The sequence below is a fragment of the Curtobacterium sp. MCLR17_036 genome (assembly GCF_003234445.2).
Taxonomy (GTDB): Bacteria; Actinomycetota; Actinomycetes; order Actinomycetales; family Microbacteriaceae; genus Curtobacterium.
Genome location: NZ_CP126269.1, coordinates 3,498,964 through 3,514,043, shown reverse-complemented (window position 1 = coordinate 3,514,043; position 15,080 = coordinate 3,498,964). Strand labels below are relative to the sequence as shown.

The 15,080-nt window shown below is 73.5% G+C and carries 14 protein-coding genes; 3 read left to right on the top strand and 11 right to left on the bottom strand.

The window, feature by feature from the left end; all coding sequences use genetic code 11:
- Nucleotides 1-79: 79 nt before the first annotated feature.
- The 4 genes from DEI99_RS16595 to DEI99_RS16580 all read right to left on the bottom strand — a co-directional run bounded on the left by DEI99_RS16595 (nt 80) and on the right by DEI99_RS16580 (nt 3,507).
- A complete protein-coding gene (locus tag DEI99_RS16595) occupies nt 80-958 on the bottom strand; it encodes an aldo/keto reductase (protein WP_111040403.1) in 879 nt (292 codons plus the stop codon).
- Nucleotides 951-1,589, bottom strand: coding sequence for a YdeI/OmpD-associated family protein (locus DEI99_RS16590; RefSeq protein ID WP_111040402.1), 639 nt, complete (start codon nt 1,587-1,589; stop codon nt 951-953). The genes DEI99_RS16595 and DEI99_RS16590 overlap by 8 nt, the downstream gene beginning before the upstream one ends.
- Before the next feature lie 21 nt (nt 1,590-1,610).
- Nucleotides 1,611-3,188: an FAD-binding oxidoreductase gene (locus DEI99_RS16585; protein WP_111040401.1), complete on the bottom strand. Its 1,578-nt coding sequence runs from the start codon at nt 3,186-3,188 to the stop codon at nt 1,611-1,613.
- Between the two features lie 88 nt (nt 3,189-3,276).
- Complete coding sequence (locus DEI99_RS16580; RefSeq protein WP_111040400.1) at nt 3,277-3,507, bottom strand: hypothetical protein; 231 nt, start codon at nt 3,505-3,507, stop codon at nt 3,277-3,279.
- Nucleotides 3,508-3,617: 110 nt separating this feature from the next.
- Between DEI99_RS16580 and DEI99_RS16575 the strand changes: the two genes are divergently transcribed.
- Nucleotides 3,618-4,604: an aldo/keto reductase gene (locus DEI99_RS16575; protein WP_111040399.1), complete on the top strand. Its 987-nt coding sequence runs from the start codon at nt 3,618-3,620 to the stop codon at nt 4,602-4,604.
- Between the two features lie 180 nt (nt 4,605-4,784).
- Here DEI99_RS16575 and DEI99_RS16570 read toward each other — a convergent pair whose 3' ends face one another.
- From DEI99_RS16570 to DEI99_RS16550, 5 genes are all read right to left on the bottom strand, one after another.
- A complete protein-coding gene (locus DEI99_RS16570) occupies nt 4,785-5,267 on the bottom strand; it encodes an FBP domain-containing protein (RefSeq protein WP_111040398.1) in 483 nt (160 codons plus the stop codon).
- Between the two features lie 180 nt (nt 5,268-5,447).
- Nucleotides 5,448-6,167 (bottom strand): methyltransferase domain-containing protein, encoded by a 720-nt coding sequence (locus DEI99_RS16565; RefSeq protein WP_111040397.1) that lies wholly within the window; start codon nt 6,165-6,167, stop codon nt 5,448-5,450.
- A gap of 19 nt (nt 6,168-6,186) precedes the next feature.
- Nucleotides 6,187-7,092, bottom strand: coding sequence for a helix-turn-helix transcriptional regulator (locus tag DEI99_RS16560; protein ID WP_146247037.1), 906 nt, complete (start codon nt 7,090-7,092; stop codon nt 6,187-6,189).
- Between the two features lie 83 nt (nt 7,093-7,175).
- Nucleotides 7,176-8,450, bottom strand: coding sequence for a hemolysin family protein (locus DEI99_RS16555; RefSeq protein ID WP_111040395.1), 1,275 nt, complete (start codon nt 8,448-8,450; stop codon nt 7,176-7,178).
- Between the two features lie 184 nt (nt 8,451-8,634).
- Nucleotides 8,635-9,681, bottom strand: a complete 1,047-nt coding sequence (locus DEI99_RS16550; protein WP_111040394.1) for a M23 family metallopeptidase — start codon at nt 9,679-9,681, stop codon at nt 8,635-8,637.
- 183 nt (nt 9,682-9,864) lie between these two features.
- On the opposite strand from DEI99_RS16550, the gene DEI99_RS16545 reads away from it, so the two are divergent.
- Nucleotides 9,865-10,359: a hypothetical protein gene (locus DEI99_RS16545; protein ID WP_111040393.1), complete on the top strand. Its 495-nt coding sequence runs from the start codon at nt 9,865-9,867 to the stop codon at nt 10,357-10,359.
- 42 nt (nt 10,360-10,401) lie between these two features.
- Here the strand turns inward: DEI99_RS16545 and DEI99_RS16540 are convergent, their stop codons facing one another.
- The gene (locus tag DEI99_RS16540) at nt 10,402-12,093 is read right to left on the bottom strand and encodes a cation:proton antiporter (RefSeq protein ID WP_258369132.1); all 1,692 of its coding nucleotides are present in this window, start codon (nt 12,091-12,093) and stop codon (nt 10,402-10,404) included.
- Between the two features lie 149 nt (nt 12,094-12,242).
- Between DEI99_RS16540 and DEI99_RS16535 the strand changes: the two genes are divergently transcribed.
- Complete coding sequence (locus DEI99_RS16535) at nt 12,243-14,453, top strand: NADP-dependent isocitrate dehydrogenase (protein ID WP_111040391.1); 2,211 nt, start codon at nt 12,243-12,245, stop codon at nt 14,451-14,453.
- A gap of 150 nt (nt 14,454-14,603) precedes the next feature.
- Here DEI99_RS16535 and DEI99_RS16530 read toward each other — a convergent pair whose 3' ends face one another.
- Nucleotides 14,604-15,056, bottom strand: a complete 453-nt coding sequence (locus tag DEI99_RS16530; RefSeq protein WP_111040390.1) for a DUF3817 domain-containing protein — start codon at nt 15,054-15,056, stop codon at nt 14,604-14,606.
- Nucleotides 15,057-15,080 lie beyond the last annotated feature (24 nt).

Here is a 15,080-nt window from a genome sequence, read left to right as displayed (position 1 = left end):
GGCTCGCGACGTGCCTGCACGACGGACGGGAGGCACGGTGCCCGCTGGCGCCGTGCCTCCCGTCCGTCTGCTGGTCGCGTCAGGAACCGAGCTTCGACAGCTCCTCGAACTCGTCGTCGGTGAGCTCGATGGTCGCGCCCTGCAGGTTGTCCTCCAGGTGGGAGACGCTCGACGTGCCCGGGATCGGGAGCACGACGGGCGAGCGCTTGAGCAGCCAGGCGAGCGCGAGCTGCGCCGGCGAGGCGCCCTTGCGCTCGGCGATCTCGGTGAGCGGCGAGTCCTCGCCGGTGAGGCCACCGGTCGCGAGCGGGAACCACGGGATGAACGCGATGCCCTGCTCGGTCGACCAGTCGAGGAGCTCCTCGGCGTCGCGCTTCTGCAGGTTGTACAGGTTCTGCACGGAGACGATCGTCGCGATCTCCTGCGCCGCCTTGACGTCGTCGACGGAGACCTCGGACAGGCCGATGTGGCGGATCTTGCCCTCGTCCTGCAGCTTCTTCAGCTCGCCGATCTGGTCCTCGAGGGGGACCTTCGGGTCGATGCGGTGGAGCTGGAACAGGTCGATGCGCTCGAGCCCGAGGCGGCGGAGGCTCATCTCGGCCTCCTGGCGCAGGTACTCCGGGCGGCCGACCGGCGGCCACTCGTTCGGGCCGGTGCGGGTCAGCCCGGCCTTGGTCGCGATGACGACGTCGTCGCCGTAGGGGTGCAGGGCCTCCTTGAGCAGGTCCTCGGCGACGTAGGGACCGTAGCTGTCGGCGGTGTCGAAGAAGTCGACGCCGAGCTCGACCGCGCGCTTGAGCACCCGGACGGCCTCGTCGTGGTCCTTCGGCGGTCCCCAGACGCCGGGGCCGGTGAGCTGCATGGTGCCGTAGCCGAGGCGGTGGACCTCGAGGTCGCCACCGATGCGGAAGGTGCCGGAGGCAGCGGCCGGACGGTTCGTGGTGTCGGTGTCAGTCATGACCCTGGTCTACGCCTGGTGCGTCGCCGGTCCCTGGACGGGTGTCCCCCGGCGACGGCCGGGGGAACGGGGTCTCGCCGCGCTCCAGTCCACCGACGAGCTTCGCCAGCCGGTTCGTCCGCGCCGCGGCGCTCGGCGCCGTGGCGATCCGGTGCAGCACCGCGTACCGGTTCGTCGCGTCGAGGTCGGCGAACAGGGCGGCAGCGGCGGGGGCTGCGTCGAAGGCCGCCCGCAGGTCCTCCGGCACGGTCGCACTCGCCGCCCCGGCGTAGGCGCGGTCCCACCGGCCGTCGCCCTGCGCCCGGTCGATCTCGGCCTGGCCCCGGGCGCGCATCCGCCCCTCGGCGATGAGCGCGGCGACGAGCCCGACGTTCCGCTGCGACCACAGCGAGGCACGCCGACGCGGGGTGAACCGCTGCCGGAAGGTGGCGGCGTCGCGTCCGCGCTTCTGCCCGTCGATCCACCCCGAGCACAGGGCCTCGTCGAGTGCCTGGTCGTAGGTCAGGGTCGTCGGCTCCGTCGTGCCCTTCTTCGCCAGGACGAGCCACACGCCGTCGGCGTCGTCCTCGTGGGCGTCGAGCCAGGCCCGCCACGCGGCGGCGTCCGGCAGCACGAGGTCGACGACGTCCATGCCGTCATCGTAGGGGCGACCTCAGACCCAGTTCGGCTGCGACAGCACGCCGGCGGGGTCGGCCTGCTCGGCGATCCGGTGCAGCCGCGAGGTGTTGTCGCCGAAGTAGGCGGACGGGTCCGTGATCGCCGCGTCGCAGTAGTTCGCGTAGGCGGCATCGCCCCACGCCGGCCGCATCGCGTTCCGGAACCCGCGCACGTAGGCGTCGAACGGAGCGGGGTCCGTGCCGTCCGCGAACACCGCGGTGTACTGCACCGTCATGAGGGCCGACCGCCACGGGAAGGCCGAGTCGGTCCGGCCGACGTCCGCGACGACCCCGCCGAGCGCGTCGAGGGAGACCCCGCCCTCGTCGAGCCCCGCGACGTCGCCGCTCGCGGCGGCCTGCTGGACGAGCACGTCGACCTGCTCGTCCGTCAGCTTCCTCGAGCCGATCGACGACGTCGCCGCCTCGGACACCCGGGCGCCGGAGCCGGCGAGGGCGGCCATCGCGGCACCGTAGTCGAGCTGCCGCCCGGTGTGGGTGACGGGTTCGGCGCCCGTCGCGCGGATGAACCCGTCGACGGAGGCGTCCGCGCCGGTCTTCGAGCCGGTCCAGACACCGGAGACCGTGACGGTCGGCGTCGCGTGCCGTGCACCACCGAGGAGCTTCAGCGTCGACCACAGCTCGGGGTCGGCGGTCGGCGCCCAGTCCTGCCAGGCACGCACCACGTCCGCGGCCGCTGACCAGGGGAACGTGATGGTGAACAGCAGCACGTCCGGCGCGGGGCGCGTGCGGAAGGTCATCGCGGTCACGACGCCGACGGTGCCGCCGCCCCCGCCCCGACAGGCCCAGAACAGGTCCGGCTCGTCCGTCGCCGAGACCGCGCGCTCGCGGCCGTCCGGGGTGACGAGCGTGACGCCGGTGAGCTGGTCGGCGGTCAGTCCGAAGGAACGGACGAGCACCCCGACGCCGCCGCCGAGGGTGATGCCGCCGATGCCGACGGTCGGGCAGGACCCGGACCCGATGGCACGGCCGGCGTCGGCGAGCGCGGCGTAGACGTCCCCGAGCTGCGCGCCCGGGCCGATCGTGACGGTGTCGTCGTCGTGCAGTTCGATGTCGTCGAGGTCCTGCGTGCTGATCACGAGCGAGCGGGGGACGTCGGTGCCCGGGGCGCCACCGGCCGACCACCCCGTGTACGAGTGCCCGCCGGCCCGGAGCGCGACGGGCGTGTGCGTCGCCCGGGCGAAGGCCAGGCCGGCCTGCACGTCCCCGGCGTCAGCGACGCGCAGGATGCCCCGCGGGTCCGCGTCGTCGTACCGGGGGTTCCGGAGCACCCTGGCGTCGGCCCACCCCGACGAGCCGGGGCGGAGCAGGGTGCCGGACACGGCGGCGGCCAGGGCCTCCCAGGTGTCCGGGACCGCTGCGGTCGGGCCGGTCCCACCGGCTCCGGACGTGCCGGGCGCTCCGGACGACCCGCTGCCGGTCGGGCTCGGTGACGCGGCGGGTGCCGGTCCGCTGCACGCGGCGAGCACCCCGGCGACCCCGATGCCCACACCCCCGGCGAGCAGGACCCGTCGGGTCGGCTTCGGGGTGCTGCGGTCCTCGTCGTCTCCGGTCACCGGACCTGTCTACGCCGTCCCGCGCCCGCCGACGTCCGTCGCCGGGCTGACATCCGGGGAGATGAGCGGCGACGAGCGGGCGGGCAGGTCAGCCGATCGGGCCGCCGGCGCCGGAGATCCCCTGGTGGGCGGCCTTCGACAGGCCCTCGGTCATCGCGGCCTGGGCCTCGGCGTCGTGGCGCGCCTGGTCGGCGATCCGCGGGTCGGCCCGTTCGAGGTGGGCCAGGCGACGCGCCCGACGGCGGTTCTGCACCTCGAGCACGGTGAGCAGGACGGCGGCGACGAGCACCACCCCGATGACGATCCAGATGACGGTCACGGTGTTCCCCCTTCTTCCGGGGCGCCTCCGCCCCGAGCCCACCCTAGCGAGGACTGACCGGTACCCCCAGGGCCTCCCAGCCGTCGGTGACGCGGGAGTAGACCTGCACCATGCAGACACGCAAGCTCGCAGACCTCGAGGTCGGACCCGTCGGCCTCGGAACCATGGGCATGAGCGCCTTCTACACGGGCGCCGGCACCGACGACGACGAGTCGATCCGCACCGTCCACCGCGCGATCGACCTCGGCGTCACCCTGTTCGACACCGCCGAGGCGTACGGCCCGTACACGAACGAGGACCTGCTCCGCCGGGCCCTCGCCGACCGGCGCGACGACGTCGTCATCGCGACGAAGTTCGGCCTCATCACGCACACCGCCGGCGAGGAGACCCCCGCCACCGGCCGCGGCATCAGCTCCGCCCCGGAGTCCGTGCGTGAGGCGCTCGAGGGCTCGCTCCGCCGCCTCGGCACCGACCACATCGACCTCTACTACCAGCACCGCGTCGACCCGGCCGTCCCGATCGAGGACGTCGTCGGCCAGCTCGCCGGCTTCGTGCAGGAGGGCAAGATCCGGCACATCGGCCTCTCCGAGGCGAGCGCCGCCACGATCCGCAAGGCCCACGCCGTGCACCCGATCACCGCGCTGCAGAGCGAGTACTCGCTGTGGACGCGCGACCCCGAGGGCGACGTGCTCGACACCCTGCGCGAGCTCGGCATCGGCCTGGTGCCGTACTCGCCGCTCGGCCGCGGGTTCCTGACCGGTGCGATCACGAAGCCGTCCGACCTGGACTCCGACGACTTCCGCCTGGCGAACCCCCGCTTCCAGCAGGAGGCGTTCGCGCAGAACATGCGCATCGTCGACGCGGTCAAGGACATCGCGACCGAGGCCGGCGCCACCCCGGCGCAGGTGTCCCTCGCCTGGCTGCTGGCCCAGGGCGACGACGTCGTCCCGATCCCCGGCACGAAGCGGGTCTCGCGCCTCGAGGAGAACGTCGGCGCGGCCGACCTGACCCTCACCGCGGACCAGCTGTCGCGCCTGTCGTCGCTGCCCGTGCCGACCGGCGACCGCTACCCGGACATGTCGAGCATCGGTCGCTGACCCCGGCTGGGTGCAATTCCGCGCGTGGGAGGCCGTTCCGCGCGTCGGAGGGCGTTCCGCGCGTGGGAGGCCGGACCTTCCGGCCTCCCACGCGCGGATCCGCTTCCCATCCCACGCGCGATGGGACGGACCGTCCCGCGCGACGGACTGTGCCGTCGCGACGGGACTGCCGTGCGCGGGTCAGACCTCGGCGGCGAAGGACGCGGCGCGCAGCTGCAGGTCCTCGATGCGCCGGACCCGCGCCGCCTCGACGTCGTACCCCTCGTACGCCGGCGGCGGCAGCTTCCGGACGTTGCGCGAGCACTGGAAGTCCTGGCAGACCAGGGTGCCGACGGTGTTGCCGTTCCGACCGGCAGGCCCCGAGCGCTTCGCGCTGTAGAACACGACGTCGTTCGGCAGCTGCACGTCCTGGCACCACGAGCACTGGGCGCGCGCGCGGGACGAGGCCTCGGCCTGCCGGAACAGGATGCCGACGAGCGTGCCGTCGAGTGTCGGCACGACGGCGTACGCGCGCCGTCCGATCTTCGGGTCGCGCCAGCCGAGGTAGTCGAGTGCGTCCCAGTCGGTGGTCGCGAACTCGGCGGGCAGCGTGATGTCGGACGTCTCCTTGCGGGAGGCGTTGACGAAGGACGTGCGGAGGGTCTTCTCCGTGATGGGGAGCATGGTCGTGGCTTTCGTGCGGACCCGGGGCGTGCGGACGCACACCGCACCGGGCGGAGGAGGTCAGGGGACGACGAGGTCGGCCGCGCCCGAGGGCACGACCGGGGGCCTCACGCCCTGATGCCGGCGATACGGGCGCCGACCACCTCCTGCAAGCTCACCCGACCAGCCTACGACGACGTGTCAAGCGGTCGGGGTCGCGGTGACGAGCACGAGCGACCCCCGGTGCGTCGGGCTGATCCGGAGCGCCCCGTGACACCGGTCCCACTCACCGGACTCCAGCGCGGAGCGGAGTGCCGCGACCGACCGTCGCGCGGTGAACGCGTCGACCTGCGCCCACGCCGGGTCTGCGTGCCGGACGCCCGCGTCGAGCAGCCGTTCGGGGCGGGCGGAGTACGCCTCGGCGAAGCCGTCGACGCACGTGAACGGGATCGGCAGCGGCACGGCCGTCACCGCGTCGCCCGGGAGCGCATCGCTGACGTCGGCCGGCGACGGGTGGCGCCGGGCCGCTGCCGCGACGACCTCGGGTGCGTACTCCGCGAGCCAGTGCTCCTGCGCGAGCTCGCGGTCGACCGCGATCAGCACGATCGGCCCGCGGGTCACCCGGCGCAGCTCGGCGAGCACGGCCCCGGGGTCGACCGGTCCCGGCAGGGGCGCCGTGGCGAGTGCGGCGTCGAACGCCCCGTCGGCGAACGGCAGGTGCCCGGCGGCGTCGACGACCGTGACGCGACTCCGGTCGGTCGGCGCGTACGAGGGCGCCGCGTCGCCCTTCGGCGGCCCGAGCTCGAGCAGCGAGCCGGCGCCGCCGAGGGCCTTCGCGACGGCGCGGGCGAAGACCGGTTCGGCGCGACGGTACCGGCGCCGGTCGTCGTCGGCGGCGGCGGTGTCCGGCGGGGTCGTCACGAGGTGCTCGCGGTGGGGGTCAGTCGACCGACTCGGACTCCGACGCCCGCAGGGCCGCGGAGCGCTCGGCCCGTTCGGTCGCCGCCCACGAGCCGAGCAGCGACAACGAGCGCTCGGACTCGCTGCTCGGCTCCGCTGAGTACGTGAACAGCACGAGTCCGGGGTCGGCGACGAGGTCGAGGGCCTCGTAGGTCAGGCGGAGCTCGCCGACGATCGGGTGCACGATGCGCTTGCCCCCGCCGCGGTGCATCCGCACGTCGTGCTCCGCCCACCAGGTGCGGAACTCCTCGCTGCGGGTGGAGAGCTCGCCGACGAGCGTGATGAGCCCGGGCTCGCAGGGGTTCGACACCGCGGCGGCGCGCAGGACCGCGACGGCGTCGCGTGCGGTCTGCGCCCAGTCCGGGAAGAACTCGCGGGCGGACGGGTCGAGGAAGGTGAAGCGGGCGGTGTTCACCGGGCGCCCGGGGCCGGCGAACATCGGCGCGTAGAGGGCGTGGCCGAGCTCGTTCGTGGCGACGACGTCACCCCGCTCGTTGCGCACCCACGCCGGTGCGCCCGTGATCGCGTCGAGCAGGCGCTGCACCGCCGGCCGCACCCGGGTGGGGACGGTGCGGTGCATGTCCTTCACGCCGGCGTTCGCCAGGCGGGTGAGGTCCCACAGGTGCACGCGTTCGTCCTCGTCGAGCTGCAGCGCGTTCGCGAGTCCCTCGAGCACGCTCTCCGAGACGCCCTTCAGCGAGCCCCGTTCGAGCCGCGTGTAGTAGTCGACGCTCACCCCGGCGAGCATCGCGACCTCGTGCCGCCGCAGGCCGGGGACGCGTCGGACGCCGCCGCCGAAGGACGGCATGCCGACCTGCTCCGGCGTGAGCCGGGCCCGTCGCGAGGACAGGAAGTCGCGGATCTCGTTGCGCACGTCGATACCCATGCGTCGAGCGTACGTGTCGCGTCGGTGCCGCGGGCGCGGCGGACGGGAGGCCCGTGGCGGGGCCGGCACGGGCCTCCCGTCCGTCAGGCGGGGACGTCGGCCGCGATGCGGACGCGCGCCACGCGGTGACCGTCCATGGCGGTCACCTCGAGCCGGTGGCCAGCCACGAGGACGACGTCGCCGACCGCGGGGACGCGGTCCAGGTGCACCTGGACGAGCCCGCCGACGGTCTCGTAGTCGCCGTCCGGCAGGACCGGGCCGCCGTCGGCGGCAAGGTCCTCGAGGACGGTCGCGCCGTCGACCCCGTCGCGCTCGGCGGTCGGCCCGTCGTGTTCGACGGTGTCCCACTCGTCGCGGATGCGGCCGACGAGGTCCTCGAGCAGGGCCTCGAGGGTGACCATGCCGGCACTGCCGCCGTACTCGTCGACGACGAGGGCGATCTGGTGCCCGTCGGTGCGCATGTCCGCGATGGCGCCGGACAGCGACTTCGTCTCGGGCAGGGCGAGCACCGGACGCACGAGCGTCGACACCGGGGCGTCGGGGTCGGCCGGGCGCAGCAGGTCGCGGAGGTGCACGAAGCCGTCGACCTCGTCGCGTCCGCCCGAGGTCACGAGGTACCGGGTGTGCCCCGCCGCGATCGCCCGGTCGGTGGCCTCGGCGACGGACAGCCCCGCGTCGATGGTCGACACGTCGTACCAGGGGCGCATCGACTCGCGCAGGATCCGGTCGCCGGCGTCGAGCGCGCTGCGGGCGATCCGGCGGCCCTGCGCGTCGATCGCGTCGTGGTCGTCGACGAGGCCGCGGAGCTCCTCGGTGCTCATCGACTCGCTGCGGGCGTGCGGGTCGCCGCCGAGCAGGCGCACGACGGCGTCGGTGGACGTCGAGAGCAGCCAGATGACCGGCCGCATGAGCACCGCGAAGCGTTCGAGCGTCGGGGCGACGGCCATCGCGAAGCCCTCGGCGCGCTGCAGGGCGAGGCGCTTCGGCACGAGTTCGCCGAACACCAGCGACAGGTACGCGATGACGAGGGTCATGAGCACCAGGGCCACCGCCTCGGCCGCTCCCCGGTCGAGTCCGGTGCCGAGCAACAGCGGGGCGACGTCCGGCGCGATCGACGAGGCGCCGTAGGCGGCGGAGAAGAACCCGGCCACCGTCACGCCGATCTGCACGGCGGACAGGAACCGGTTCGGGTCACGGCCGAGGGCGGCGACCCGGGCGCCGCGGGGCCCCCGGCGTTCGAGCTGCTGCAGCTGCGACTCGCGCAGCGAGACGAGGGCGATCTCGGCCGCGGCGAAGACGCCGCCGACGAGCACGAAGAGGATGACGAGCCCGAAGGCGATCCAGGTGTCGGTGCCCATCAGCGGGCAGTCCGTGCAGATCGGGATCGGGCGGGCGGTCTGTGACAGTCGTCCATGCTGTGATCCTGCACAGGTGGACTGGGACGCCACCGCGGCGGTGCTCGACGAACGCTGTGGATCCGGTGTGGCCGTGCTGCGGGGCGGTGTCGACGCGTGCCCTCGTCGCGTGTCCCGCGGGGTCGCGTCAGATGGTGAGCGAACGACCGATGCGGGCCTCGAGCCACGCCTCGGGGTCGATCGGGGTGATGCCGTCCATGAGGACCTCGAGGTGCAGGTGCGCACCGGTCGAGACGCCGGACGAGCCGACCAGCCCGATGAACTCGCCCGCCTCGACCTGGTCGCCGACCTGCAGCGGCGACGAACCCGGGATCATGTGCCCGTAGAGCGTCGAGACCTGGCGCCCGTCGATCACGTGGTCGATGACGACCGCGTTGCCGTACGAGAAGTACGTGCCCGAGACCCGGACGGTCCCGGCGGCGACGGCGCCGATCGGCGTGCCCATGCCCGGCGTGAAGTCGAGGCCCTGGTGGAGCGACGAGCACGCGCCGCACGGAGCCGCTCGGTAGCCGAAGCCGGAGCTCATCTGCACCGGTCCGGGGAACGGCGACCGGACGGCGCCGCCGTACGACACTGCGTCGTCGGACGAGCCCGGGCCGCTCGCCGTGCGGGTCGAGCCGCCGCCGACGGTGAACCCGTCGCGGGACAACCCGGAGGCGGTGACGGCCTGCGTCACGGCGTAGTCCTGTGTGCGGACCATCGGCGCGATGGTCGAGGTCGCCATCGAGGTGCCGGCGCTGGCGTGCGCGGGCATCGCGGACGCGGCGAACAGGGCGATGGCCGCGGCGGCGCTCGTGAGCGTGATGCGGCCTGCCCGACCCGACCGCGAGCGACGCGGGGCGGGTGCGGGGGCTGGCGCGGTGACGGAGGGACGGCGGACGACGCGCGTGATGCGGCGGTCAACGTGCTCGGTCGTCGAGCGGGCGGTCGTTGCACGACGCCCGGTCGGCACGGCGGCCGGCTGCGCGGCGGCGGGCTGCACGGTGACCGGCTGCTGCGCGGCGACCGGCGGCTGCGTGGCGCGCTGTCCGGAGCGCTTCTCCGGGCGGGGCGTGCGGGCTGCTCGACGCTCGGGCTTCCGCGCCGCGGCGCGCTCCGCCTCGAGTGCAGCACGACGGGACAGGTGCACCACCGGGGTCGCCGGGTGCTGGTCGGGTTCGTGTGCAGTCGTCATGGCCGCCCACCATTCTGCACGACTCTGTCGCTTTGTACAGAGACTTTCGTGATCTTCTCGTTACCGAACCGGATCGCACCGCGGAGCCGCCGTCCTGGGAAGGGCCTGGCCGTCGGGCGGTCGGCGGCCCCTCGCGCGGGACGATCGGTAGCGTCGGGACGGAGCGCCGGAAGGACCCCCACCATGGCCCGATCGCCGCACGAGCGGCCCGCACCGGTCGACCTGACGTCGGCCGACGTCGTGCTCGCCGGTACCCAGGAACTCCTGCCCGTCCTGCGCGCCGCCGCGGTGCGCGCGGGCATCGACGCCGCACGGATGCGGGTGGTCGGCGTCGACGACCCGCCGGACCCCGACGAGACCTGGGACGCGACGCTCGCCGTGATCGCCGTCCGACGGCCGGGCGACGACCCGGCGTTCCACCGAGCGCAGGCGGCGGCCGAGTCGATCGACCCGCTCCTCGCCCCCGGGGCCGTGCGCGTCGTGGTGACGGTGTCCGGGCTCACCCGGCTCGCGCCGAAGCTCGAGCGCACCCTGACGTCCGAGGTGCTGCACCAGATCGGCGTCGCGTCGGCGTGGTCCGGGTTCCGTCGACCGTTCCGCGGGATGCGGATGCGGCTCGGGCTCGCGGGTCTGCGCGCGTCCGGGGTGCGGGTCTTCCGGATCTCGATCGGCACCTGACCCGGCGTCCGGCCGGCGGACTCCGCTCCGGTCCGTCGGTCGTCAGCGCTCCGGTCCGCCGCGCAGCTCCAGGGCGATCTGCTCGGCGTCCAGGTTCTGCAGCATCGACTCGAGCACCTCGGCGTCGAACGTGCCGTCGTCGCGGGCGTCGAGCACCGCGGCTCGCTGTGCCTCGAGCACCGCGAGGCGCCGGGTCTTCTCGCGGCCCATCCAGGCGCGGAGCTCGACCGGGTCGGCCGCGCGCAGCTCCTGCTCGGTCGCCGGGGGCCGTTCGCGCTCGGCGGGCACCTGCGTCGCCGCGTCCCGCATGAGCTCGAGCAGCCGGTGGCGTTCCTCGGTGTCCTGCGCCTCGGTGTCCGTCGCCGGGGCGGCGATCCGACGGAGCAGCGGCCCGATCGTGCCGCCCTGCACCACGAGCGACAGCAGGGCGACGGCGAAGGCCACCAGGACCAGCAGGGATCGCTGCGGGGTGTCCTCCGGCAGTGTCTGCGCCGCGGCGACGGTCACCGCGCCGCGCATCCCCGCCCACACGACGGCGGTGCCCTCCCGCCACCCGAGCGGCGCCTGCGTGTAGTACGCGATGTCGGCCAGGGTGCGGCGGATCCGGGTCGAGAACCGGTCGAGCTCGCGTTCCGACGGTGCGCGACCGCCCGGGCGGTGCTCGCGGATCACCTCGCTCATCGCGTCGCGGTCGCCGGCGTGCATCTCGGCGAAGCGGTCCCGCATCCGCTCACCGCGGGCGGCGCCCTTCGACAGGGCGAACAGGAGCGGGGCGACGTACGCGGCCCGGACGAGCACGGTCAGCACGAGGGCGCCGACCGCGACGAGCAGCGCCGGACCGATGCCGGTGTGCTCCCGTTGCACGTCCCCCAGGATCCGCGCGAGCTCGAGCCCCATCGTGAGGAACACCGCGCCCTCGAGCACGAGCTCGACGGTCCGCCAGTTCTGCGCGTCCGAGAGCCGGTGGCCCGGCGGGAGCCGCCGCGGTCCGACGATGCCGGTGAACAGGCCGGCGACGACGGCGGCGACGAGTCCGGAGCCCCCGAGGTGCTCGGTCGGCACGGCCGCGACGAACGGCACCGCGAAGGACAGCGCCGTGTTCACCGCGGCGCTCGGCACCCGGGCGCGGACGAACACGTTCAGCCAGCCGACGAACCAGCCGATGACGACGGCGACGGCGACGGCCTTCGCGAAGTCGCCGAGTGCGCCCCAGAACGAGAACGTGGTGCCCGCGGCGACGATCGCCGTGCGCAGGAGCACGAGCGCCGTGGCGTCGTTGAGCAGCGACTCCCCGTCGAGGATCGAGATCGCCCGCCGAGAGATCGAGGTCTGCTTGACGATCGAGGTCGCGACGGCGTCGGTCGGGCTGATGATCGCGCCGAGGGCGATGCCCCACCAGAGCCCCAGGTCCGGCACCACCCAGGCGAAGAAGAGCCCGAGCACGAGGCTGCTCGCGACCACGAGCACCACCGACAGGCCGCTGATCGCGCCGAACTCGCGGCGGAAGTTCATCGACGGCATCGACACGGCCGACGAGTACAGCAGCGGCGGCAGCAGCCCGGCCAGGATCCACTCCGGATCGATCCTCGCGTCCGGTACCCACGGCAGCAGGCTCGCGACGATCCCGACGACGACGAGCACGAGCGGGGCGGCCACGCCGATCCGTGGCCCGAGCACGGCTGCGCCCGCGATGGCGATGAGGGCGATGACACCCACGGCGAGGAGTTCGGTCACCGTTCCAGGGTGGCACTCCACCCGCCGTCGCGGGCTGCCGGCACACCTCGGGGCGACGCGGAGCACCCCCATGTATCTTGATGTCGAGACATCCTGCGCCACGAGTACCGTGGACGTACCGACGGTCGAACAAGGGAGTACCCGCCAGCATGGCCAAGATCATCTACACCCTCACGGACGAGGCGCCGTTCCTCGCCACCCACTCCTTCCTCCCGGTCATCAAGGCCTTCGCCGGCACCGCCGGGGTCGAGGTCGAGACGCGCGACATCTCGCTCGCCGGCCGGATCATCGCCCAGTTCCCCGAGCGGCTCACCGACGAGCAGCGCGTGGACGACGCCCTCGCCGAGCTCGGCGAGCTCGCGGGCACCCCCGAGGCGAACATCATCAAGCTGCCGAACATCTCGGCGTCCATCCCGCAGCTCAAGGCGGCGATCAAGGAGCTGCAGTCCCAGGGCTACGACCTGCCGGACTACCCGGACGAGCCCGGCACCGACGCCGAGCGCGACATCCGCACCCGCTACGACAGCGTGAAGGGCAGCGCCGTCAACCCGGTCCTGCGCGAGGGCAACTCCGACCGCCGGGCGCCGCTGTCCGTGAAGAACTACGCCCGCAAGCACCCGCACCGCATGGGTGCGTGGTCGCACGACTCGAAGACGAACGTCGCCACGATGGGCGCCGACGACTTCCGGTCGAACGAGAAGACCTGGGTCGCCCCCGCCGACGACGCCCTGACGATCACCTTCGTCGCCGAGGACGGCTCCGAGCAGGTGCTCAAGCAGTCGATCCCGGTGCTCGCGGGCGAGGTCGTCGACGGCACCGTGCTGCACGTCGGTGCGCTCGAGCAGTTCCTGCGCCGTCAGATCCAGCGCGCGCAGGACGAGGACGTCCTGTTCTCGGTGCACCTCAAGGCCACGATGATGAAGGTCTCCGACCCGATCATCTTCGGCCACGTGATCCGCGCCTTCTTCCCCGACGTGTTCGACCGCCACGGCGCGGACCTGGCCGCCGCGGGGCTCACCCCGAACGACGGCCTCGGCTCGATCCTCGCCGGCCTCGACGCGCTGCCGAACGGCGCCGAGATCGCGAAGGCGTTCCACAAGGGCCTCGCCGAGGGCCCCGAGCTCGCCATGGTCGACTCGGACAAGGGCATCACGAACCTGCACGTCCCGAGCGACGTCATCGTGGACGCCTCGATGCCCGCGATGATCCGTACCTCGGGTCACATGTGGGGTCCGGACGGCGACGAGCACGACACCCTCGCCGTCATCCCCGACTCGAGCTACGCCGGCATCTACCAGGCGGTCCTCGACGACTGCCGCGCGAACGGCGCCTTCGACCCGGCGACGATGGGCTCCGTGCCGAACGTCGGCCTCATGGCGCTGAAGGCCGAGGAGTACGGCTCGCACGACAAGACCTTCGAGGTGCCCGGCGACGGCACCGTGCGCGTCACGGACCAGGCCGGCGACGTCGTCATCGAGCACCGGGTCGAGCAGGGCGACATCTGGCGCGCCTGCCAGACCAAGGACGTCGCGATCCGCGACTGGGTGAAGCTCGCGGTCACCCGCGCCCGCGCCACGGGGGCCCCCGCGGTGTTCTGGCTCGACCGCTCCCGCTCGCACGACGCCGCGCTCATCGAGCTCGTGCACCGGTACCTCGGCGAGCACGACACCGAGGGCCTGCAGATCGAGGTGCTCTCCCCCGAGGACGCCATGCGCTTCTCGCTCGAGCGCATCCGCCGCGGCGAGGACACGATCTCGGTCACCGGCAACGTCCTGCGCGACTACCTGACCGACCTGTTCCCGATCATGGAGCTCGGCACCTCGGCGAAGATGCTCTCCGTGGTCCCGCTGCTCGGCGGCGGTGGCCTGTTCGAGACCGGTGCCGGCGGGTCGGCCCCGAAGCACGTGCAGCAGCTCGTGCAGCAGGACTACCTGCGCTGGGACAGCCTCGGCGAGTTCCTCGCCCTCGCTGTGAGCCTCGAGCACCTCGCCGGTGTGACCGGCAACGAGCGGGCGAAGATCCTCGGCGAGACCCTCGACCGCGCCACCGGGACCTTCCTCGAGCAGGACAAGTCCCCGGGGCGCAAGCTCGGGTCGATCGACAACCGCGGCAGCCACTTCTACCTGGCGAAGTACTGGGCCGAGGAGCTCGCGGCGCAGACCCAGGACGCCGACCTGGCGGCGTCCTTCGCCGCGATCGCGGCGAAGCTCGGCGAGCAGGAGCACACCATCGTCGAGGAGCTCGTGTCGGTGCAGGGCCACCCGGCCGACATCGGCGGCTACTACCGCCCCGACGACGCCAAGACGAGCGCGGTCATGCGCCCGTCCGCCACGTTGAACGCGACCCTCGCGGCCCTGTAGCCGCGCCGACGACGGACGGGAGGCCCGGTGCCAGCTGGCACCGGGCCTCCCCTCTGTGGTCGCGGCCACCGCGTCGAGTGAGCAAAGACGTCGGGTCCCGACCGCGGACCCGACGTCTTCTGCTCACTCAGCGGCGCGGCGCCGCGCGCGTCAGCCCCGCGGGACCGGCGGCCCGACGGCGAGCAGCGCCGCGAAGACCAGGGCGACCGCGACGACGCCGACGCCCGCGGCGACCCACGGGTGCCGCACCACGACGAACAGCAGGCGGTCCCAGGCCCCCGACCGTGCGTCGGGCGAGCGGCGCCAGGGCCCCTCGAGCAAGCCGCGCCGGGCGACCGCGACCTCGAACGGGACGGTCGTGTACGGCACGACGGCGCTCGCCCAGCCGAGCACGAGGGTGCCGACCGACCAGCGCTGGTTCACCGCGACCACCGTCGTCACGACGAGGTAGGCCAGGAAGACGAACCCGTGCACGCTCCCGCCGATGCGGACGGGCAGGTCACCGAGTCCGAACGCGTACTTCATGAGCATGCCGACGAGCAGCAGGGTCCAGGTCACGAGTTCCGCGACGGCGAGGGCGCGGAACAGGGATCGAGGCGTCATGCCCGTCATCGTTCCGCACCCCGC

Coding starts and splice junctions, on each gene's coding strand:
- DEI99_RS16595 (WP_111040403.1), bottom strand. CDS start 958: ATGACTGACACCGACACCACGAACCGTCCGGCCGCTGCCTCCGGCACC.
- DEI99_RS16590 (WP_111040402.1), bottom strand. CDS start 1,589: ATGGACGTCGTCGACCTCGTGCTGCCGGACGCCGCCGCGTGGCGGGCC.
- DEI99_RS16575 (WP_111040399.1), top strand. CDS start 3,618: ATGCAGACACGCAAGCTCGCAGACCTCGAGGTCGGACCCGTCGGCCTC.
- DEI99_RS16570 (WP_111040398.1), bottom strand. CDS start 5,267: ATGCTCCCCATCACGGAGAAGACCCTCCGCACGTCCTTCGTCAACGCC.
- DEI99_RS16560 (WP_146247037.1), bottom strand. CDS start 7,092: ATGGGTATCGACGTGCGCAACGAGATCCGCGACTTCCTGTCCTCGCGA.
- DEI99_RS16555 (WP_111040395.1), bottom strand. CDS start 8,450: ATGGGCACCGACACCTGGATCGCCTTCGGGCTCGTCATCCTCTTCGTG.
- DEI99_RS16550 (WP_111040394.1), bottom strand. CDS start 9,681: ATGACGACTGCACACGAACCCGACCAGCACCCGGCGACCCCGGTGGTG.
- DEI99_RS16545 (WP_111040393.1), top strand. CDS start 9,865: ATGGCCCGATCGCCGCACGAGCGGCCCGCACCGGTCGACCTGACGTCG.
- DEI99_RS16535 (WP_111040391.1), top strand. CDS start 12,243: ATGGCCAAGATCATCTACACCCTCACGGACGAGGCGCCGTTCCTCGCC.
- DEI99_RS16530 (WP_111040390.1), bottom strand. CDS start 15,056: ATGACGCCTCGATCCCTGTTCCGCGCCCTCGCCGTCGCGGAACTCGTG.